General features: G+C 71.3%; 22 protein-coding genes and 1 pseudogene. 13 read left to right on the top strand and 10 right to left on the bottom strand.

Features of this window, described 5'->3' with window-relative positions:
* Positions 1-180: 180 nt before the first annotated feature.
* Complete coding sequence (locus ACFE7W_RS08855) at positions 181-2,058, bottom strand: FtsX-like permease family protein (RefSeq protein ID WP_375424403.1); 1,878 nt, start codon at positions 2,056-2,058, stop codon at positions 181-183.
* Between the two features lie 7 nt (positions 2,059-2,065).
* Here ACFE7W_RS08855 and ACFE7W_RS08850 point away from each other — a divergent pair, with 7 nt between their 5' ends.
* Positions 2,066-2,296: a hypothetical protein gene (locus ACFE7W_RS08850; protein WP_375424402.1), complete on the top strand. Its 231-nt coding sequence runs from the start codon at positions 2,066-2,068 to the stop codon at positions 2,294-2,296.
* Here the strand turns inward: ACFE7W_RS08850 and ACFE7W_RS08845 are convergent.
* The 4 genes and pseudogenes from ACFE7W_RS08845 to ACFE7W_RS08830 all read right to left on the bottom strand — a co-directional run.
* Positions 2,210-2,566 (bottom strand): annotated as a pseudogene (locus ACFE7W_RS08845) (hypothetical protein); the annotation flags it as partial. The gene ACFE7W_RS08850 and the pseudogene ACFE7W_RS08845 overlap by 87 nt on opposite strands.
* A 76-nt stretch (positions 2,567-2,642) precedes the next feature.
* Positions 2,643-3,455, bottom strand: a complete 813-nt coding sequence (locus ACFE7W_RS08840) for an ABC transporter ATP-binding protein (RefSeq protein ID WP_375424401.1) — start codon at positions 3,453-3,455, stop codon at positions 2,643-2,645.
* 99 nt (positions 3,456-3,554) lie between these two features.
* On the bottom strand, positions 3,555-4,214 hold the full coding sequence (locus ACFE7W_RS08835) for a response regulator (protein WP_375424400.1): 660 nt from the start codon (positions 4,212-4,214) through the stop codon (positions 3,555-3,557).
* Positions 4,211-5,404, bottom strand: coding sequence for a sensor histidine kinase (locus ACFE7W_RS08830; protein ID WP_375424399.1), 1,194 nt, complete (start codon positions 5,402-5,404; stop codon positions 4,211-4,213). Before ACFE7W_RS08830 ends, ACFE7W_RS08835 begins: the two co-directional genes overlap by 4 nt.
* 106 nt (positions 5,405-5,510) lie before the next feature.
* Between ACFE7W_RS08830 and ACFE7W_RS08825 the strand changes: the two genes are divergently transcribed.
* On the top strand, positions 5,511-5,645 hold the full coding sequence (locus ACFE7W_RS08825) for a DLW-39 family protein (RefSeq protein ID WP_375424398.1): 135 nt from the start codon (positions 5,511-5,513) through the stop codon (positions 5,643-5,645).
* A 10-nt stretch (positions 5,646-5,655) separates the two neighbouring features.
* On the opposite strand, the gene ACFE7W_RS08820 is transcribed toward ACFE7W_RS08825, so the two are convergent.
* Entirely contained in the window at positions 5,656-5,916 is a 261-nt protein-coding gene (locus ACFE7W_RS08820; protein ID WP_375424397.1) for an ANTAR domain-containing protein, read from the bottom strand.
* 208 nt (positions 5,917-6,124) lie between these two features.
* On the opposite strand from ACFE7W_RS08820, the gene ACFE7W_RS08815 reads away from it, so the two are divergent.
* The 7 genes from ACFE7W_RS08815 to ACFE7W_RS08785 are packed head-to-tail and all read left to right on the top strand — an operon-like array spanning position 6,125 to position 13,285.
* Entirely contained in the window at positions 6,125-7,027 is a 903-nt protein-coding gene (locus tag ACFE7W_RS08815; RefSeq protein WP_375424396.1) for a nitrilase-related carbon-nitrogen hydrolase, read from the top strand.
* Positions 7,028-7,040: 13 nt separating this feature from the next.
* The gene (gene hydA / locus ACFE7W_RS08810; RefSeq protein ID WP_375424395.1) at positions 7,041-8,480 is read left to right on the top strand and encodes a dihydropyrimidinase; all 1,440 of its coding nucleotides are present in this window, start codon (positions 7,041-7,043) and stop codon (positions 8,478-8,480) included.
* A complete protein-coding gene (locus ACFE7W_RS08805; RefSeq protein WP_375424394.1) occupies positions 8,480-9,511 on the top strand; it encodes a TIGR03842 family LLM class F420-dependent oxidoreductase in 1,032 nt (343 codons plus the stop codon). Before hydA ends, ACFE7W_RS08805 begins: the two co-directional genes overlap by 1 nt.
* Before the next feature lie 49 nt (positions 9,512-9,560).
* Positions 9,561-10,427, top strand: coding sequence for an ABC transporter permease (locus ACFE7W_RS08800; RefSeq protein WP_375424393.1), 867 nt, complete (start codon positions 9,561-9,563; stop codon positions 10,425-10,427).
* Positions 10,424-11,269 (top strand): ABC transporter ATP-binding protein, encoded by an 846-nt coding sequence (locus ACFE7W_RS08795; RefSeq protein ID WP_375424392.1) that lies wholly within the window; start codon positions 10,424-10,426, stop codon positions 11,267-11,269. The genes ACFE7W_RS08800 and ACFE7W_RS08795 overlap by 4 nt, the downstream gene beginning before the upstream one ends.
* Positions 11,266-12,087: an ABC transporter permease gene (locus tag ACFE7W_RS08790; protein WP_375424391.1), complete on the top strand. Its 822-nt coding sequence runs from the start codon at positions 11,266-11,268 to the stop codon at positions 12,085-12,087. Before ACFE7W_RS08795 ends, ACFE7W_RS08790 begins: the two co-directional genes overlap by 4 nt.
* 28 nt (positions 12,088-12,115) lie before the next feature.
* Positions 12,116-13,285, top strand: a complete 1,170-nt coding sequence (locus ACFE7W_RS08785) for an ABC transporter substrate-binding protein (RefSeq protein ID WP_375424390.1) — start codon at positions 12,116-12,118, stop codon at positions 13,283-13,285.
* Positions 13,286-13,300: 15 nt separating this feature from the next.
* On the opposite strand, the gene ACFE7W_RS08780 is transcribed toward ACFE7W_RS08785, so the two are convergent.
* Positions 13,301-13,594 (bottom strand): type II toxin-antitoxin system Phd/YefM family antitoxin, encoded by a 294-nt coding sequence (locus tag ACFE7W_RS08780; protein WP_375424389.1) that lies wholly within the window; start codon positions 13,592-13,594, stop codon positions 13,301-13,303.
* A gap of 54 nt (positions 13,595-13,648) precedes the next feature.
* Between ACFE7W_RS08780 and ACFE7W_RS08775 the strand changes: the two genes are divergently transcribed.
* Positions 13,649-14,068, top strand: a complete 420-nt coding sequence (locus tag ACFE7W_RS08775) for a PPOX class F420-dependent oxidoreductase (RefSeq protein ID WP_375424388.1) — start codon at positions 13,649-13,651, stop codon at positions 14,066-14,068.
* Positions 14,069-14,118: 50 nt separating this feature from the next.
* Entirely contained in the window at positions 14,119-15,057 is a 939-nt protein-coding gene (locus ACFE7W_RS08770) for an NAD(P)/FAD-dependent oxidoreductase (protein ID WP_375424387.1), read from the top strand.
* On the opposite strand, the gene ACFE7W_RS08765 is transcribed toward ACFE7W_RS08770, so the two are convergent.
* Positions 15,058-15,741 (bottom strand): LysR family substrate-binding domain-containing protein, encoded by a 684-nt coding sequence (locus ACFE7W_RS08765; protein ID WP_375424386.1) that lies wholly within the window; start codon positions 15,739-15,741, stop codon positions 15,058-15,060. It abuts the gene before it with no gap.
* Between the two features lie 34 nt (positions 15,742-15,775).
* Between ACFE7W_RS08765 and ACFE7W_RS08760 the strand changes: the two genes are divergently transcribed.
* Positions 15,776-16,132 carry a DUF5997 family protein gene (locus ACFE7W_RS08760; protein WP_375424385.1) on the top strand — a complete coding sequence of 119 codons (357 nt, stop codon included), beginning with the start codon at positions 15,776-15,778 and terminating at the stop codon, positions 16,130-16,132.
* Positions 16,133-16,199: 67 nt separating this feature from the next.
* On the opposite strand, the gene gnd is transcribed toward ACFE7W_RS08760, so the two are convergent.
* Both gnd and ACFE7W_RS08750 read right to left on the bottom strand, forming a co-directional pair.
* The gene (gnd, locus tag ACFE7W_RS08755) at positions 16,200-17,291 is read right to left on the bottom strand and encodes a phosphogluconate dehydrogenase (NAD(+)-dependent, decarboxylating) (protein WP_375424854.1); all 1,092 of its coding nucleotides are present in this window, start codon (positions 17,289-17,291) and stop codon (positions 16,200-16,202) included.
* Positions 17,292-17,477: 186 nt separating this feature from the next.
* A complete protein-coding gene (locus tag ACFE7W_RS08750) occupies positions 17,478-18,305 on the bottom strand; it encodes an alpha/beta fold hydrolase (RefSeq protein ID WP_375424384.1) in 828 nt (275 codons plus the stop codon).
* 94 nt (positions 18,306-18,399) lie between these two features.
* Here ACFE7W_RS08750 and ACFE7W_RS08745 point away from each other — a divergent pair, with 94 nt between their 5' ends.
* Entirely contained in the window at positions 18,400-18,780 is a 381-nt protein-coding gene (locus tag ACFE7W_RS08745) for a winged helix-turn-helix transcriptional regulator (protein WP_375424383.1), read from the top strand.
* Positions 18,781-19,260: the final 480 nt, after the last annotated feature.

Genomic DNA, 19,260 nt, shown 5'->3' with positions numbered 1-19,260 from the left:
GTCGGCGGCGGGACGCGGCGGTCGGTCGGGACTCATCCCGCCAGGCCGCCACACCTCACTCCGACGTCGCACGCGGAACCTAGCACCGGCGTATGTCGTCGGTGTTTCGCGTCGGGCACCGCTCCTGGATGCTGTCAGGCCGGAGGCGTGGGCCGGACCACCCCGAGGGGTGGCGAGGGCTCAGCCGGCCGTCAACGCGATGCTCGGACTGCTGAGCGCCGCCCGGCGACCAGGCAGCACCGACGCCAGCGCACCCGCCAGCACGCTGAGCAGCACGACCACCGCCACCGCAGCCAGCGGAACGCTCAGGTGCACCGGTCCCAGGTGGGTCTCGCGGGCGAGGGCGGTCGCGCCGAGGCTGCCGAAGACCAGCCCGGCGGCCACGCCGACCACCGCCCCGACCAGGGCCAGCAGCACCGCCTCCACCATCAGCATGCCGCGGAGCCGGCGACGCTCCAGACCCAGCGCCCGCAGCAGGGCCGACTCGCGGCCACGCTCGAGCACGGACAGGCTGAGGGTGTTTCCGACGCCGAGCAGGGCGATCAGGGCCGCGACGCCGAGCAGTCCGGTGGCCACGTCCAGGACGGTCCGGAGCACCCCGTCCAGCGCGGCCACCTGCGGCAGCGAGCCGGCCAGCACCAGTCCGGGCTGGGCCACGAGCGCCTTGCGGACGCCTGCGATGGTCTCGGCGGCTCGACTGGGGTCGGCCGCGGCGGCCCAGACGGCCGCGGTCGGTGCCGTCGGGGCGAGCTCGTCCATGACGGCTCCGGACACCACCACCACGGCCAGATCGGGGACGTCGCTGGCCACCAGCACCAGACGGCGCTGGACACCGTTGTAGCGCAGCACCAGCGGCGCGCCCGCCGCCAGCCCGAGCTCGCTCATCGTGTGGGGATGGGCCAGGGCGGTGCCGTCGGTGAGCCGGTCGAGGCCGGCGGCGACAACCCGGTCGGCACCCTCCCCGGGTGCGGCGACCTGGACGGATCGCGCGTCGCTCCCGTCCTGGACCTCGGCTGCGGGTCCGATGCCGGCGGTCACGATCCGCACCGGGGCGGTCGCGGTGATGCCCGGCGTGGCCGCGACGGCCGTCTGGACCGTCCTGGACACCGGACCGGACGGGTTGGTGACGGTGACGTCGACGGGGAACTGCTGGTCCAGGGCGGCGGCGGAAGTGCTGCGCAGGCTCGCCGCCCCGACCTGCAGGGTGACGATGAGCCCGACGGCCAGCATCAGCGCCGTGCAGGTGGCCGTGGCCCGGCCGGGGTTGCGGGCCAGGTTCGTCGCCCCCAGCCGGGCGATCGGGCCGGCACGACGGACCCCACGACCGGCCAGGCGCAGCAGCGGCGGCACGAACCAGCCAGCCAGGACCAGCACCCCGAGGGCGAGGAGGAACGCGCCGACCACCGTGAGCCGGACGATGCCGGTGGCCTGCTGCAGCCCGGCGATGGCCAGCCCGGCGCCGAGCAGGGCCGTCAGGACGCTGGCGACCAAGCGGTGCCGACTGCCCCGCCGGGCCTGCTCGGGTCCGGCCAACGGACGAAGCGCCGCCAGCGGCGCCACCCGGCTCGCCCTCAGCACCGGCACCAGTGCGGCCAGCACCGTGACCGTGGCGCCGCCGGCCGCCACCAGCAGCAGCCGCCCGTACGGTACGACGAGCCCGAACCGGGTCGCCCCCGTCAGTGTGCTGCCGATCGCAGCCACGGCGACGCCCAGCAGCACGCCCGCTGCCGAGCCGATCAGGCCGACCAGCCACGCCTCGGCGAGCAGCCGGCGCCTGACCTGCGCCGTGCTCGCTCCGACCGCTCGAAGCAGCCCGATCTCGCGCTGCCGCGCTCCCAGGATGATGCCGAGAGTGTTGATGATGATCATGGAGCCCACGAGCAGGGCGATGGCGCTGAAGATCAGCACCAGGTAGCCGAAGACGTCCCGGACGCCTGTGGTGGCGGTCAGCGCCTCGGCCCTGGCCGCGACGGCGGTCTGGACCTGGGAGTCCGGGCCGAGCAGCGTTCGGATCCGGTCCGCGACCTGGTCGGGCGTGCTGCCCGCGCCGACCCGCACCAGCAGGGTGGGCGGGTTCGCGTCGGGCGAGGAGAAGAACGCCGGGTCGACGGTGCCGGAGTCCCCCCGGATCGGCCAGCAGCAGGTGGCCCTCGTCGACCACGCCGGTCACCTGCAGCAGCCGGCTCGTGCGAGCGTCGACCTGGACCGTGAGCGAGGAGCCGACGCCGAGGCCGTAGTTGTCGGCGGTGACGGTGCTGACGGCGACCTCGGTGGTGCCGGTCGGCCAGCGACCTGAGGAGAGCCGGGACCAGCGGAACTCCGGCCGGTCGGGCAAGGACCGCAGGTCGATCACCCCCGGCCCCTCGGCGCTGGTGAAGTCGACGTATCCGCTGGTGGTGCTGGCCACGGCCGCCACGCCGGGCAGGGCGGCGACCTCGGCCGTCCGGTCCTTCCCGCCGGCCGGCTGGGCGACCACGTCGCTGGTCGAGGTGGCGGCGGTGAGCCGCCGGCCGACCGCGTTCCTCTCGGTGCCGACGAAGACCAGCGAGGCGACCAGGAAGGCCACGCTGATCGTGATGGCGAGGCCGACCGCGACCAGCCGTTCGGGGTGGGACCGCAGCTCGGTCCAGGCGCGCCGCACGTCAGCCGCCAAGCCGCTGGAGCGCGTCGAGCAGCACGGAGGTGTCGGGCCGGTCGAGGTCGTCGACCAGCCGGCCGTCGGCCAGCAGCAGGGTCCGGTCCGCGTAGCCGGCGACCACCGGGTCGTGGGTCACCAGCACGACGGTCTGGCCGAGCTCGCGGCTGGCGGTCCGCAGCAGGGCCAGCAGCTGGTGGCCGGTGCGGGAGTCCAAGGCGCCGGTCGGCTCGTCGGCGAAGACCACCTGTGGGCGGGTGATCAGCGCACGGGCGATGGCCACCCGCTGCTGCTGGCCGCCCGACAGCTCGCTCGGCCGGTACGACAGCCGGTTCCCCAGCCCCAGGGACCCGACGGTCGCCGTGAACAGGGTCGGGTCGACCTGGCGGCCGGCGAGGTCGAGGGGTAGCAGGATGTTCTGCTCGGCGGTCAGGGTCGGCAGCAGGTTGAAGGCCTGGAAGACGAAGCCGACCTGGTCCCGCCGGACCCGGGTCAGCTCCCGCTCGGTCAGCGCGGAGATCTCCTGGCCGCCCAGGAACACCCGGCCCTCGGTCACGGTGTCCAGCCCGGCCAGGCAGTGCATCAGCGTCGACTTGCCCGAGCCCGAGGGCCCCATCACCGCGGTGAGCTGGCCGCGTCGGATGGCTACGCTGACGCCGTCCAGGGCCCGGACGGCGGTGCTGCCGCGACCGAAGGCCTTGACCAGGTTGAGCGCGCTGACGGCGACACTGCAGCTGCCCCGGGCTGGCTCCGGGGTGTCGCGGGCGGGTGCCGAGGGGGCGGGGTACGGGTGCACGAGGTGCCTTCCGGTCGAGGTCATCTCACCGTAGGAACGGGGCCCGGGACGCCGCGTCGGAGCGCGGGCCCCACCGCCTCAGACCCAGGTATGAACTCCGCCGGCCGCCGTACTCCCGACTGGTCAGCGGTCGACGACGCCCGTCTCGTAGGCGAAGAGGACCAGGCCGACGCGGTCGCGGACGCTGAGCTTGGCGAGCAGTCGGCCGATGTGGGTCTTCACCGTCCCCTCGGCCAGGTAGAGGCGTGCGCCGATCTCGGCGTTGCTGGCGCCGGCGGCGATCTCGTTGAGCACCTCGAGCTCTCGGCTGGTCAGCAGGGCCAGCCGCGGGTCCGGGGAGGAGTCGCGGGGGCGTCCGGGCAGGGTGGGCACCACCTGCTGCAGCAGTCGTCGGGTCGCGCTGGGCGCCACCACCGCGTCGCCCGCCGCCACGTTGCGGATCGCGGTCAGGAGCTCCGGCGGGCGCGCGTCCTTGAGCAGGAAGCCGCTGGCCCCGGCCTTGAGGGCGGCGAAGACGTACTCGTCGAGGTCGAAGGTGGTCAGCACGAGGACGCGGGCGGGGTTGCCGGCCGCCGCGAGCTGGCGGGTGGCCTCGACGCCGTCCATCCGGGGCATCCGGATGTCCATCAGCACCACGTCGGCGGTCGTCCGGGCCAACGCGGTGACGGCGTCCTGGCCGTCGGCGGCCTCCCCGACCACGACCAGGTCGTCCTCTGCCTCGATCAGCATCCGGAAGCCGCCCCGGACCAGGGCCTGGTCGTCGACCAGGAAGACGCGGATCACGGTGTCACCACGTTCAGCGGCGCGAGGCCGACGGTGGGCTCACCGGCCAGCGGCAGGGAGGCCCGGACCGTGAACCCGCCCTGCGGGCGCGGAGCCGCGGTGAGGGTGCCGCCGTGCAGTGCGACCCGCTCAGCCATCCCCTGCAGCCCGTGACCGCGGCCGTCCGCCTCGACCGCGGCCCCCCGTCCGGTGTCGCTCACCTCGATCTCGACCGAGGACGCGGTGAAGGCGAGCGTGACGCGGGCGGTGGCGGCGGGACCGCCGTGCTTGAGCACGTTGGTCAGCGACTCCTGGACGATCCGGTACACCGTCAGGCCCAGGGCCTGACCGGTCTGCGGCAGCTCGCCGAAGACGACGAGCTCGGCGGTGTCGCTGGTCTTGCGCACCAGCTCGGGGATCTCGGCCAGTCCCGGGGTCGGCACGTAGCTGGTGGGGTCCTCGGTCCGGCCGCTGCGCAGCAGGCTGACGATCCGACGCATCTCCTCCAGGGCCTCGCGGCTGGTCTCGGCGATGGTGCCGAGCACCTCGGCCGCCTGCTCCGGCCGCTTGGCCGCGAGCGCCCGGCCCCCCTCGGCCTGCACCACGACGACCGACAGCGAGTGGGCGACGATGTCGTGCAGCTCCCGCGCGATCCGGTTGCGTTCGTCGACGGCCGCGACCGTCGCCCGCTGCTCCTGCTCGGCCAGCCGCAGCCGGGAGCGTTCGAGCTCGGACAACCGTCGCTCCTGGGTGTTCTCGAGCCCTTCGCGCCGTCGCCGTCCCACCAGGTAGGCCGCGAGGACGATGCCGGCGCAGCCGGTGACCCCCATCGCGAAGTAGATCAGGGCGGTGGTCGACCAGCTCCGGTTGAGCGCCCAGGCGGCCGGCCCGAGCACGGAGCCCACCAGCCCCAGCACCAGCGCGGCCTGCCCGAGACGGGCGTCCCCCCACCGGGCGCTGCCGTAGATGATCATCGGCACGACCACGATGCCGATCATCGGCGAGCCGAACGTCACCAGCTGGCCGATCGCACCCAGGGTCGCCACCGCCAACGCTGCCGTCGGCAGGATCCGCCGCATCATCAGCGAGCTGGCGAGGACCACGCTGGCCGCAGCCGCGTCCGCCGGCTGGCTCGCGTACGGCGCGGTCACGACGACGCCGACCACCACGGCCAGGACGAAGTCCAGACGGAAACGGAGGTCGGTGCTCATGACCTCGTCAGCCTAGAGCCGACCGACCCGTCGACCATCGGTCCACGGTCTGACCCCGCGTCCGGCGTCCGGCACCCGGGTGCCACCGGCCCGTTAGGCTGCCGGGATGAACTGGAAGCTGATGGTGGCCGTGGGTGCCGCGACGGGCGCGGTCTGGTGGGCAGCCCGGCGACGCGTCCGCGCCGACCTGGCGGATGGGGACCAGTGGGCCCAGGCGACCGACCGGGTGCCCCCGGCCTAACCGGTGGTGCTCAGCGGCGCCGGTTGGTCCCGTCCAGCCGATCGACGAGTTGTCGCGCCACCTCGCGGAGCTTGGTGTTCGTCCGCTGCGAGGTGTCGACGAGCCAGGCGAACGCGGCGTCGGAGTCGAGGCCGTCGCGCTGCATCAGGATGCCGACGGCCTGACCGATCACCATCCGGCTCCGCAGTGCGGCGTCGGCCTGTGGTCCGAGGTCGACGTGCTGGGTGGGGAGGCAGGTCGCCGCCGCCGGCGCGGTCAGCATCAGGTCCATCGCTGCATCTCCCCCTGAGACGGGTAGCGGCCCTGTCGACCGGCCGCGAGGAAGTGTTCGCGGCCCCGACACCTCGCGGATGCATCGACGTTCATCTGGCTGTGACGTGGCGACACAGCGCCGAAACTCACGCGTCGTTCAATGCCACGACGGGGCGACGCGGCCCGTGGTGGTGGACGGCGACATCACTTGGCGCGAGGGTGGGGGCATGACCGACGTGAGCACCAGTGGCCTGGACAGCGACCGCCCCAAGACTGCCGGCAGCACCACCGTGCGTGCTGCCATCACCCAGACCACCTGGACCGGTGACAAGGGCTCGATGCTGGACCGGCACGAGAAGTTCGCGCGGGAGGCGAAGTCCCAGGGCGCGCAGGTGATCTGCTTCCAGGAGCTCTTCTACGGGCCGTACTTCGGCATCACCGAGGACGCGAAGTACTACGACTACGCCGAGCCCGCCGACGGCCCGATCGTGCAGCGGTTCGCCGCCCTGGCCGCCGAGCTCGGCCTGGTGATGGTGCTGCCGATCTATGAGGAGGACCTGCCCGGCGTCTACTACAACACCGCGGTGGTGGTGGACGCGGACGGCAGCATCCTGGGCACGTACCGCAAGCACCACATCCCGAACCTGGAGAAGTTCTGGGAGAAGTTCTACTTCCGCCCGGGCAACCTCGGCTATCCGGTCTTCGACACCGCGGTCGGCAAGATCGGCGTCTACATCTGTTACGACCGGCACTTCCCCGAGGGCTGGCGCGAGCTGGGCCTGAACGGTGCCTCGATCGTCTTCAACCCCAACGCCACCAAGCCCGGGCTGTCGAACCGGCTCTGGGAGATCGAGCAGCCCGCGGCCGCGGCGGCCAACGGCTACTTCGTGGCCGCCCCGAACCGGGTCGGCCGGGAGGACAACGAGTACGGCGAGGCCGCGGTCTCCTTCTACGGTTCCAGCCAGTTCGTCGATCCCCGGGGCAACCTGGTCGGTCCGATGGGCAGCAGCGAGCACGAGGAGCTGGTCATCCGCGACCTCGACCTGGGCCTGATCCGCGAAGTTCGCAACGCCTGGCAGTTCTACCGCGACCGGCGGCCGGAGTCCTACACGTCCATCCCGAAGCCGTGAGGAGCGTGACCCCGTGAAGACGCTCATCAAGAACGGCACCGTGGTCAACGCGACCGGCACCGCCACCGCAGACGTGCTGGTGGACGGCGAGACGATCGCGGCGGTCCTGGCTCCGGGCTCGACCTTGCTGGGCTTCGACCTCGAGGCGGCCTGCGACACGGTCGTCGACGCAGCCGGCAAGTACGTCATCCCCGGCGGGATCGATGCGCACACCCACATGGAGATGCCCTTCGGCGGCACGTTCGCCTCGGACACCTTCGAGACCGGCACCCGGGCCGCGGCCTGGGGCGGGACCACGTCGATCATCGACTTCGTCGTCCAGTACGCCGGCGAGAACATCCTGGACCAGTACCACCTGTGGCACGAGAAGGCCGCCGGCAACTGCGCCATCGACTACGGCTTCCACCAGATCCTGTCCGACGTGGACGACGACTCGCTCAAGGCGATGGACGAGCTGATCACCGAAGGCGTGACCAGCTTCAAGCTGTTCATGGCCTACAAGGGCGTGTTCCTGTCCGACGACGGCCAGATCCTCCGCACCATGCAGAAGGCCGCCGAGAACGGCTCGATGATCATGATGCACGCCGAGAACGGCGCCATGATCGACGTCCTCGTGGCTCAGTTGATCTCCGAGGGCAAGACAAACCCTTACTGGCATGGGATCTCGCGTCCCTGGCAGGCCGAGGAGGAGGCCACGCACCGGGCGATCATGATCGCGAACCTCACCGGCGCCCCGCTGTACGTGGTGCACGTGAGCGCGAAGCAGGCCGTGGCCCAGATCGCTGCCGCCCGCGACGCCGGGCAGAACGTGTTCGGTGAGACGTGTCCGCAGTACCTGTACCTGTCGCTGGAGGAGCAGCTGGGCGCCAAGGGGCCCGAGTGGGGTGACTTCGAGGGGGCCAAGTGGGTCTGCTCGACGCCACTCCGCGCCCGCGCCGAGGGCCACCAGGACCACATGTGGCAGGCGCTGCGGACCAACGACATCCAGATGGTCTCCACCGACCACTGCCCGTTCTGCATGAAGGACCAGAAGGACATGGGCATCGGGAGCTTCGCCAAGATCCCCAACGGGATCGGCTCGGTCGAGCACCGGATGGACCTGATGTACCAAGGCGTGGCGACGGGCCGGATCAGCCTGGAGCGCTGGGTCGAGCTGACCTCGACCACCCCGGCGCGGATGTTCGGGCTGTACGGCCGGAAGGGCGTGATCCAGCCCGGCGCCGACGCCGACGTGGTCATCTACGACCCGGACGGCCACACCTCCATCGGCCTGGGCGAGGGCAAGACCCACCACATGAACATGGACTACTCCGCGTGGGAGGGCTTCGAGATCGACGGTCACGTGGACACGGTGATCTCGCGCGGGGCAGTCGTCGTGGACGACGGCGAGTACGTCGGCACCAAGGGTCACGGCCGGTACGTGAAGCGCTCCCTCAGTCAGTACCTCGTCTGATGGAGTTCGGTGTCGTCTTACAGACCAACCCTCCGGCCCAGCGCACGGTGCAGCTGGCGCAGCTCTCGGAGGTGCACGGCTTCGACTACGTGTGGACCTTCGACAGCCACCTGCTCTGGCAGGAGCCGTACGTCATCTACAGCCAGATCCTCGACCGGACGGACCGGATCAAGGTCGGCCCGATGGTCACCAACCCCGCCACCCGGGACTGGACGGTCACCGCCTCGCTCTTCGCCACCCTCAACGAGATGTACGGCAACCGCACGGTCTGCGGCATTGGCCGCGGCGACTCCGCCGTCCGGGTGACCAACGGCAAGCCCTCCACGCTGAAGGAGGTCCGCGACGCCACTCACGTCATCCGCGAGCTCGCGAACTGTCGGCCGGTGGACTACAAGGGCAGCCGGCTGCAGTTCCCCTGGGCGCGGACGTCCTCGCTGGAGGTCTGGGTCGCCGCTTACGGGCCGCTGGCCCTCAAGGCGGCCGGTGAGGTGGGCGACGGCTTCATCCTGCAGCTGGCCGACGTCGACATCGCGGCCTGGATGATCGAGGCCGTCCGGACGGCCGCGAGCAACGCCGGCCGGGACCCGATGGCGATCACCTTCTGCGTCGCCGCCCCGATGTACGTGTCACGGGATCCGGGGGGCGACGATCTGGCCCACCAGCGCGACCAGTGCCGTTGGTTCGGGGGCATGGTGGGCAACCACGTCGCCGACATCGTGGCCAAGTACGGCGAGTCGGCCGCGGTCCCCCCAGCGCTCACCGACTACATCAAGAACCGGCAGGGCTACGACTACAACGAGCACGGCCGCGCGGGCAACACCCACACCGACTTCGTCCCCGACGAGATCATCGACCGTTTCTGCCTGCTCGGCCCGGCCGAGGCCCACATCGCCAAGCTCGAGCAGCTCCGCGCGGTTGGCTGCGACCAGTTCGCCGGCTACCTCCAGCACGACATGAAGGAGGAGACCCTCCGCGTCTACGGCGAGACGGTCATCCCCGCCCTCCGCGACCACGTGACGGCCCGATCTTGACCAGCCCCGGATCCGCCCTGAGCGAAGCCAGCACGCGCGGGGGGCGTCGGTGATCCGCTGGAGGGCGATCGGGCTCGGGCTGCTCGGCGTGGCGGCGATGATCGCCGTCTGGGAGCTCTACAAGGCGGTCGGGCCGGAGACGGGCGTCTTGGTCGGGGACCGGGCCGTGCTGCCCCGGACGAGCGACCGGGCGATGCCGCACGTCTGGCAGATGGTGACGCGGCTGGGCGGCTTCACGGTCGGCCGGCGCGGCGACCCGTTGTGGCTGTCGGTGCTGCACGCCTGCCTGTTCTCGCTCAAGATCGCGGCGACCGGCTGGCTGATCGGGGTGGTGGTCGGCCTGGGGCTGGCGCTGGTCATGCAGCGGCTACGCCTGGCCGAGGCGGCGATCCTGCCCTGGATCGTGCTCAGTCAGACGGTGCCGCTGATCGCGATCGCGCCGCTGGTCCGGCGCTGGGGCTCCCAGATCCACGTCGGCGGTTTCACGTGGAGCAACGAGAACTCCGTCGCCGTGATCGCCGCCTACCTCGCCTTCTTCCCGGTCTCCGTCGGCGCGCTGCGGGGGCTCAAGTCGCCCGAGGCCACCCACCTGGACCTGCTGCGCACCTACGGCGTCGGCTGGTGGCGGACGCTGCTGAGCCTGCGGCTGCCCGCCAGCGTGCCGTACCTGCTGCCCGCCCTGCGCCTGGCCGCGGCCTCCGCCGTGATCGGGACGGTGGTGGCCGAGGTCTCCATCGGTCTCCGGGGGGGCATCGGTCGGATGGTGATCGAGTACGCGTCGGCCTCCGGCGGCGACCCGGCCAAGCCATGGGCCCCGATCTTCGGCGCCGTCGCCGTCGGGCTGGTGGCCGCCGGCTTCGTCTCGCTGCTCGGCCTGGCCCTGCGGCCGTACCGTCGCTCGGAGGTACCCGCGTGACCGCCGTCCCCGAGGTGGCGGTCCGGGTCCGCAGACTCAACCGGATCTTCCCGAGCAAGCGCGGACCAGGCGTCCAGGCGCTGGCGGAGGTGGACCTCGAGGTGGCGCCAGGGGAGTTCGTCTCCCTGATCGGGCCGAGTGGCTGTGGCAAGAGCACCCTGCTGCGGCTGATCGCCGACCTGGACACCCCGACGTCGGGCGAGCTGACCGTCTTCGGCAAGTCCGCCCGGCAGGCCCGCCTCGACCAGGACTACGGCATCGCCTTCCAGCAGGCCGGGCTGCTGCCCTGGCGGACGGTCGCGGCGAACATCGAGCTGCCGCTCAAGCTGCACGGCGCCGACCGCACGACCCGGCGTGGCCGGGTGGCCGAGCTGATCGAGCTGATCGGGTTGAAGGACTTCGCCGGCTCCTACCCCGACCAGCTGTCGGGCGGCATGCAGCAGCGGGTGGCGATCGCCCGCGCGCTGGCCGAGAGCCCGCGGCTGCTGCTGATGGACGAGCCGTTCGGCGCACTGGACGAGATGACGCGGGAGCGGATGCAGGACGAGCTGGTCCGAATCTGCGCGGAGACGCGCGCGGCCGTGGTGTTTGTCACCCACTCCATCCCCGAGGCGGTCTTCCTGTCCGACCGGGTGGTGGTGATGTCGCCCCGGCCGGGCCGGATCGCCGACACGGTGGCCGTCGACGTGGCCGACGCAGCCCGCGACGACGCGCTGCGGGAGGACGACACGTTCTTCCGTTCGGTCGCCGCCGTCCGCGAGGCGTTGCACGGCACGCCGGCCACCTCTTCGAGGCCTTCCGCAAGCTCAGGGCGCGGGGCTCGTGGGGTGGAGAACCGGTGACGCTGATCTCCGAGCCGGTCGCGACCCAGGACGTCACGGTGCCCCGGCGCGTCCTCGGCGGCGGCTCCGGGACCTCGACGGTGCTGGCCCCGGTGGCGTTCGGGGTGGTGTTCCTGGGGTTGTGGCAGCTGCTGGTGACGGCCCTGCACGTCGACACGTTCCTGCTGCCCGCGCCCAGCGCCATCGCCGCCGAGTTCTTCGGCAACCTCGACACCGTGCTGGCCGGGTCGCTCCGTACGGGCGCCAACGCGTTGGTCGGGCTGGCGGTGGGGACCGTGGTCGGCGTGCTCGCGGCCGTGGTGGCCAGCCTGTGGCGGACGGCCGACGCCCTCGGCGCGCCGCTGGTGGCGGCGCTCGCGGTCATGCCGATCGTCGCCCTCGCGCCGGTCCTCTACACGATGTACGGCGCAGACGTCGAGACCGCGCGTCAGCTGGTCGCGGCCCTGGCCGTGCTGATCCCGGTCTACCTGAACACGCTCCGCGGGCTGCGCCAGGTGCGGCCCGTGCACCGCGACCTGATGCGTGCCTACGCCGCCACGGCCCGGCAGCAGCAGCTGGCGGTCACCCTGCCCACCGCCGCGCCGTACCTCTTCACCGGGCTGCGGATCGCCTCGTCGCTGGCGGTCATCTCGGCCCTGGTGGCGGAGTACTTCGGAGGTCCCGTCGGCGGGCTGGGGAAGTCGATCACCTCGGCCGCCTCGAGCAGCAACTACCCGCTGGCCTGGGCCTACGTGCTCGGCGCCATCGGCCTCGGCCTCCTCTTCTACTGCGCCGCGCTCGCCGTCGAGTCGTGGTCCACCCGACACCGCCCGTCCTGACCCACCGCTCAGCACCCAAGGAGACCCGATGACCCCGAAGCTGTTCACCCGACGCACCGCCCTCGGTCTGGCCGGGACCGCCGTTGTCGCGACCACGGCGGTGGCCTGTGGCAGCAGCACCAAGGACGCCGCCGCCCCGGCCGCCAGCGGTAGTGGTGGCGCCAGCACGGCCCCCGTCCCGGTCAAGCTGCAGCTGCAGTGGGTGGCTCAGGCCCAGTTCGCCGGCTACTACGCCGCCGTCGACCAGGGCTACTACTCCGACGAGGGCCTGGACGTCACCATCGTCGAGGGCGGCTCGGACATCGTGCCGCAGGACGTCCTGTCCACCGGTGACGTCGACTACGCCATCTCGTGGGTGCCCAAGGTGCTCGGCTCGATCGAGAAGGGCGCCAAGATCACCGACGTGGCGCAGATCTTCGAGCGCAGCGGGACCACCCAGATCTCGTTCAAGACCAAGAACATCACCTCACCTGACCAGTTCGCCGGCAAGAACGTCGGCAGCTGGGGCTACGGCAACGAGTGGGAGCTGTTCGCCGGAATGCAGAAGGACGGCGTGAGCGTGAAGGACGTCAAGCTCGTGCAGCAGGCCTTCGACATGAACGGCTTCCTGGCCGGCGACATCGACGCGGCGCAGGCGATGACCTACAACGAGTACGCGCAGGTGCTGGAGACCAAGAACCCGGACACCGGCAACCTCTACACCGCGGCCGAGTTGAACGTAATCAACTGGAACGACGTCGGCACCGCCATGCTGCAGGACGCGATCTGGGCCAACTCCGAGAAGCTCGCCGACGCCGCGTACGCCGACCAGACCACGAAGTTCATCAAGGCCTCCATCAAGGGCTGGGTCTACGCCCGCGACAACCCCGAGAAGGCGGCCGACATCGTGGTGGCGGCCGGCTCCCAGCTGGGGCAGAGCCACCAGCTCTGGCAGGCCAACGAGGTGAACAAGCTCATCTGGCCCTCCACCAGCGGCATCGGCTCGATCAGCGACACCGCCTGGAAGCAGACCGTCGACATCGCCATGGGTACCAAGAACGAGACCGGCGCCACCATCATCACCAAGGAGCCGCCGGCGACGGCGAAGAACACCACCTTCCTCGAGGCCGCGCTCAAGCAGCTGCGGGACGAGGGCGTCGACGTCGACGGCAAGGGCTTCACGCCCCTCACCGTCGAGCTCAAGGACGGCGGCGCCTGAGCCGGGATCTGCTCGTCAGCGGCGGAGCACCGAGGGGCCGCCAACCGATTCGATCACGTCGAAGCCGGCGTCCGTGGTGTCGCCGGCCAGTCGGTCCAGGTCGGCCCGGAGGCCGGGGTCGGCTTGGCCGTGCCGGATCGGGGCCACCAGGTCGACCGGGCGGAGGTACGCCTGCCTCGGCCCGCGGTGGGCGGTGAGATCGGCTACCGGAGCGCCGTTGACGGTGGTGGTCACCTCAGCTCCCGTGGCCACCTGCCGGAGAACCTCGGCCGTGCGGTGGCGCAGGTCCCGTGCGGCCACGGTGGTCATGCGACGACCGTAGCGCTCGTGCCATACCACGGGGGGGGGGTCCTACGCTGAGGCATGGATCTCAGCCAGGCGCTCGGGGCGGCTCGGGCCAACCACCAGTCCGTCCTCACCACCATCCGTGGCAACGGCCTGCCGCAGCTCTCGAATGTCGTGCACGCGGTGGACGAGGCCGGGGTCATCCGCGTCTCCACCACGGCGGACCGGGCCAAGTACACGAACCTGCGACGACGGCCGTGGGCCGCCCTCAAGGTGGACGGTGAGTCGTTCTGGTCCTACGCGGTGCTCGAGGGCGACGTCGAGCTGTCTGAGGTGGCGGCCGCTCCCGACGACGTGGCCGTCGAGGAGCTGGTTGCGCTGTACCGGTCGCAGTCCGGCGAGCACGAGGACTGGGCGGCCTACCGGGCGGCGATGGTGGCCGACCGCCGGCTGGTCGTCCGGCTGCTGCCCACGCGGGCGTACGGCATGCTGCGCTAACTGCGGCGGCCGGCCAGGACCGATGCTGTGAGCGCTGGCAGGATGGCGCCATGACGGTGATCGTGGTGGGGGCCGGGATCTCGGGCGTGGCGGCGGCCCGGACGATGAGGGGCGCCGGCTTGCCGGTGGTGGTGCTGGACCGGGGACGGGTGATCGGCGGCCGGATGGCCAGCCGCCGTACGGACGGCCGGGTCGTGGACACCGGTGCTTCCTACTTCACCGTCTCCGACCCGGCGTTCGCGGAGGTGGCCGACGACTGGCAGGACCGCGGCCTGGCCCGGCCGTGGACCGACACGTTCTCCGTCGCCGGGGACGGTGAGCTGAGCCCCAAGTCCGGACCGATGCGCTGGGCGGCGCGAGGAGGGCTGCGGAGCCTCGTCGAGGACCTGGCCGAGGGCCTCGACGTGCGCCAGAGGACCGTCGAAGGCGTGACACCGGGCTTGGACGTGGACGGTGAGGCTGCCGAAGCAGTCGTCCTGGCCATGCCCGACCCCCAGGCGAGGCGGCTGCTCGACCCCTCGCTCAGCGGCGAGCTGGCCGCCCTCGACGACCCGTTCGAGCCGGTGCTGGCGTTGACCGCCCGGTGGGCCGAGGCTTCGTGGCGGGGGTTCGACGGAGCCTTCGTCAGCGGCAACCCGATCCTGTCCTGGATCGCTGACGACGGCCGGCGGCGTGACGACTTCGCTCCGGTGCTGGTGGCGCACTCGACGCCGGAGTTCGCCGCGGAGCACCTCGGCGATCCGGAGGCCGCGGTGGCCATGATGGAGCTGGCGGTCCGGGACGTCCTCGGCATCAGTGCTCCCGCCGAGTCCGCCACGGTGCACCGGTGGTCGTTCGCCCGTCCCACCGGCCGCCGCGAGCAGACGTTCTGGCTCGGTGAGAACCGGGTCGGCTTCTGTGGTGACGCCTGGTCGGACAAGCCCCGAGTCGAGGCTGCCTACCTGTCGGGGGTGGCGTTGGGACGTGCGCTCGCGCAGCAGCTCGGCTGATCAGCGACCGCGGCCGGGGCGCCTCTCGCGCGGGCGCCGACCGCGGGCTGCGGTGCGGGCGACGGCCGTCCGGTCCGAGGTCTTCGCAGGAGCGGTCGGCTCGGGCCTCGGCGTCCGCGAGCTGTTGACCGTACGGCCGCGGACGATCCCGACGAACTCCTGGATCATCTCGTGCGGGTTCTCGCGCAGCCACGCCAGCGCGACCCGGGTCGGGGTGCCGTCGGAGACCGGTCGGTGGACGACGTCCCGGCGGCTGGCCGAGCGGGCAACGGACTGCGGGACGTAGACGATCCCGGCGCCGTTCGCGACGAGATCCATCGCCTCGGCGATGGCGAACCCCTCCAGCACCTCCTCGTCGTCCAGGTCGGCTCGGGAGACCTCGTCGAACAGGGCCGCCGGGTGGTCCCGCGGGACGACGACCACCGGGGCCTCCTCGTAGAGCGGGATGACGTGCAGCCGCGCCTCGTCCAGGGGCAAGCGGACGAAGCACATGTCCACCTGCTCCTGCTGGAGCACCGACGTCTGGTCGGCCTCTGCGACCTCGGTCACGTCCAGCCCCAGCCGCGGGAACCGCTCGTCCCAGACCCGCCGCCACTTCGTCAGCGTGACGCCGGGGACGTACCCCAGCCGCAGGGTCGGCACATCCCTAGGTTCGTCAGCGAACGGGGGCGGGGTCTTCGTCACCCGCGCAGGCTACGCCGATCGCTACCCTGGGCCGGTGAGTCAGACCATGAAGCCCATCACCGCGGCCGGCAAGCTCGGCGTGCACCTGCCGGCGACGCCGGAGGAGTTCCAGCAGTCGAGCCTCACCCGCGACGAGCTGGAGGCCCTGCGCGACGACCCGCCCGCCTGGCTGCTGGAGCTCCGACGGACCGGACCCTTCCCGCGCGACGTGGTGGCCCAGAAGCTGGGCATCTCACGAGCCGGTCTCGCCCGGGCCGGCGTAGCCGACGCCATGGACGCCGACGAGATCGGCGTCCTGCTCGCCGACCCGCCGCCGTGGCTGCTCAAGGAACGCCGCACCTACGCCGAGGTCGTCGCCGAGAAGGAACGTGTCAAGGCTCAGCACCACTGACGCGCCCTGACCTTCGTCGAAGGCCTCGAAGAGGTTGCTCCGTCCTCCCTGCGCAGCGAACCGAGCCTCAGGAAGTAGCGGGAGCACCCTCGGTCGGAGACTCCTGGTGAGACCCGCCGACCTGGTCGGCCTTCTCGGCACCGGCCTCGAGCGAGCTGCCGGCGGGCAGCTCGTTGTGGCCGCCGAACTGCTGGCGCATGGCCGACAGGACCTGGTTGGCGAAGTGGTCCTCGCCACGGGAGGCGAACCGCTCGAAGAGCGACGAAGCCAGCACGGGGACGGGAACGCCGATGTCGATGGCCGCCTTGACGGTCCAGCGGCCCTCGCCCGAGTCGGAGACGCGGCCGGCCAGGCCGTCCAACGTGGGGTTGGCCTGCAGGGCGGCGGCCGTCAGGTCCAGCAGCCAGGAGGAGATGACCGAGCCACGACGCCACAGCTCGGTGACCTTCGCGGTGTCGATGTCGAACTGGTAGTACTCGGGCTCCTCGAGGGGAGCGACCTCGGCGGAGTGCTCACCGGACTTGATTCCCGCGTCGGCGTTGTCGAGGATGTTCAGGCCCTCAGCGAAGGCGGCCATGATGCCGTACTCGATGCCGTTGTGGACCATCTTCACGAAGTGGCCGGCCCCGGACGGACCGCAGTGCAGGTAGCCCTGCTCCTCAGCCGCCAGGTCGCCCTCGCGGCCCGGGGTGCGCTCGACCTCACCCGGCCCGGGCGCGATGGTCTTGAGGATCGGGTCGATCAGGGCGACCGCGTCGTCGTCGCCCCCGATCATCATGCAGTAGCCGCGCTCGAGTCCGAAGACCCCGCCGCTGGTACCGATGTCGACGTAGTGGATCCCCTGCTCGCGCAGCTTGGCCGCGCGGCGCACGTCGTCGTGGTAGTTCGAGTTGCCACCGTCGATGATGACGTCGCCCTCGTCCAGCAGCGCGGCGAGCGCCTCCACGGTCTTCCCGGTGATGCCGGCGGGGATCATCACCCAGGCCACCCGTGGCCGGTCCAGCTTGGCGACGAACTCCTCGAGCGTGGGCGCCCCGGAGGCGCCCTCACCCTCCAGCTTGGCGATCGAGTCGGGACTGACGTCGTAGACGACACACTCGTGGCCATCCCGCATCAGGCGGCGCACGATATTCGCACCCATCCGGCCAAGACCGATCATTCCGAGCTGCATGAGTGGCTCCCAATCCTCGATTGGCTTGAACCTAGCAGGACGGTGCTCGCGGCCCGGCGGGGCCTGGCGGAGCTTCCATCAGCCCGGCCGGCCCGTGCGGCCCTGGTGGCGACGGGCCTGGTCCGGACCGTCGGGCCGCTCTCCGACCGGGTCCCGGCGGCCGTGGTGCTCGCGTCAACGAAGGAAGGGGACGAGGAGCGCGGTCAGTGCGTCGGGGCGGTCCTGCGGGATGATGTGACCGCAGTCCTCGATGAGGTGTCCGGTGAGGTCGTCGGCGATCGTGGCGAGCTGGTGCTCCAGCGCCCGACCGACCGGCTGCGCGCCGATAGCCATGGTCGGTATTCGGAGCCGCGCTCCGGCGGCCGTGGTCAGCTGGTCGCTGCTGGCCGGTAGCGCACGGTAGTGCTCGAACGCCCGGGCGAGCCCGGCCGGTGCTCCGTACGTCCGGGCGATGGCGTCCCGGGCGATCGGATCGACGCCGCGGCCTCGAGTACCCAACCGGAGGAAGAAGTCGACGTACTCCACGGCGTGTCCGGCGAGGACCTGCTCGGCGAAGCCGGGCACCGCGTGGAAGCCGAACCACCAGGGCGGGCCGCCGGTGACGAAGTCCTCGGCACCGGGCAGTGAACCGGCCAGCCCTTCCATGACGACCAGGCGCCGGACCCGCTCCGGGGTCGTGAGAGCAGCGAGCAACACCGGCACCACGCCGAGATCGAGTCCGACGAGGTCGGCACGGTCGACGCGCTGGGAGTCGAGCAGGGCGATGACGTCGGCCGCGATCTGGCCGGCGTCATAGCCCGTCCGGCCGGGGCCGCTGGCGCCGAGTCCGCGCAGGTCGGGCGCCAGTACCTGGTGGGTGACGCTGAGCGCCTCGATCACCGGCGTCCACACCTGCCAGGTGTGCGGGAAGCCGTGCAGCAGCACGACGGGCGGACCGGCTCCGCTCACCGCCACGTTGAGCACGGTGTCGCGTACCGAGATGTGCTGTTCTCTGATGTCCACGCCGAGCCCCATCCTTTGCCTTGTGGTGACATGGTCACCGTAAGAGACTCAGTCCCGGACGGTAAGACCGCACAGATCGGAAAGGTGGTGTCGGGTGGGTGACCTGGTTCCGCAGGGACGCCGCGGGGACTTGTTCGATCCCGGCTGCCCGACCCGGCAGCTGCTGGACCGGATCGGAGGCAAGTGGGTGGCCATGGTGATCACGGTGCTCGCCGAGCAGGGCGAGCTGAGGTTCGCCGAGCTGGAGCGTCGGATGCCAGGGGTCTCGCACAAGATGCTGTCCAGCACCCTGCAGCAGCTCGTGGCCGACGGACTCCTCGCGCGACGGGTCGAACCGGTGGTCCCACCCCGGGTCCACTACCAGCTGACCAGCCTCGGCCGTTCTCTCGAGGCACCGCTCGCGGCCATCCGGGAATGGGCCGAAGCGCACATGGCCGAGGTCGATCTCGCTCGCACCACCCCCGGCCCGCGCTGACCACCGCGCTGCGACGATCCGGGCCGCACTCGAGCGCTCGGGGCGAGGCCACCTCGACACCGACGCAGCTGACGTGGACGGGGAGGCCCCGGAAGAACTTCAAGTTCACTGAACGAGACGTTTCGGAGTCGCACCGAGCATCACCTGCTTCTTGCTCATCATTTGGACACATGACCAAATGGTGAGATCCAGTTTCCTATGTTCCTACTAGGAAATATGGTCTAGTCATGTCTGGAGTTCGGATCAGCTGCCGCGCGATCAACCCTGCGGGTACGGCAAGCGGCTCGTGTCGGGGGCGACTCCAGACCTGCACGCCCGACCGGCAGCTGGGTTAGAAGCCCCCAGGGAGCCACCCGCCCGACGTCCGGCGACGGGGACGACCCGGACACGCCGGACCACAGCGCCACAGAAGCGGCCCTCGCCGCCGCTGACGCCGCCTCGAAATCTCCGCCCAGCCGTCCCGGAACGTGATCAACGATC

It is taken from the genome of uncultured Friedmanniella sp., assembly GCF_964244285.1.
In the GTDB taxonomy this organism is placed as follows: domain Bacteria; phylum Actinomycetota; class Actinomycetes; order Propionibacteriales; family Propionibacteriaceae; genus Microlunatus.
Note: the sequence above shows the minus strand (reverse complement) of the source record. Positions and strands in the feature narration are given on the sequence as shown.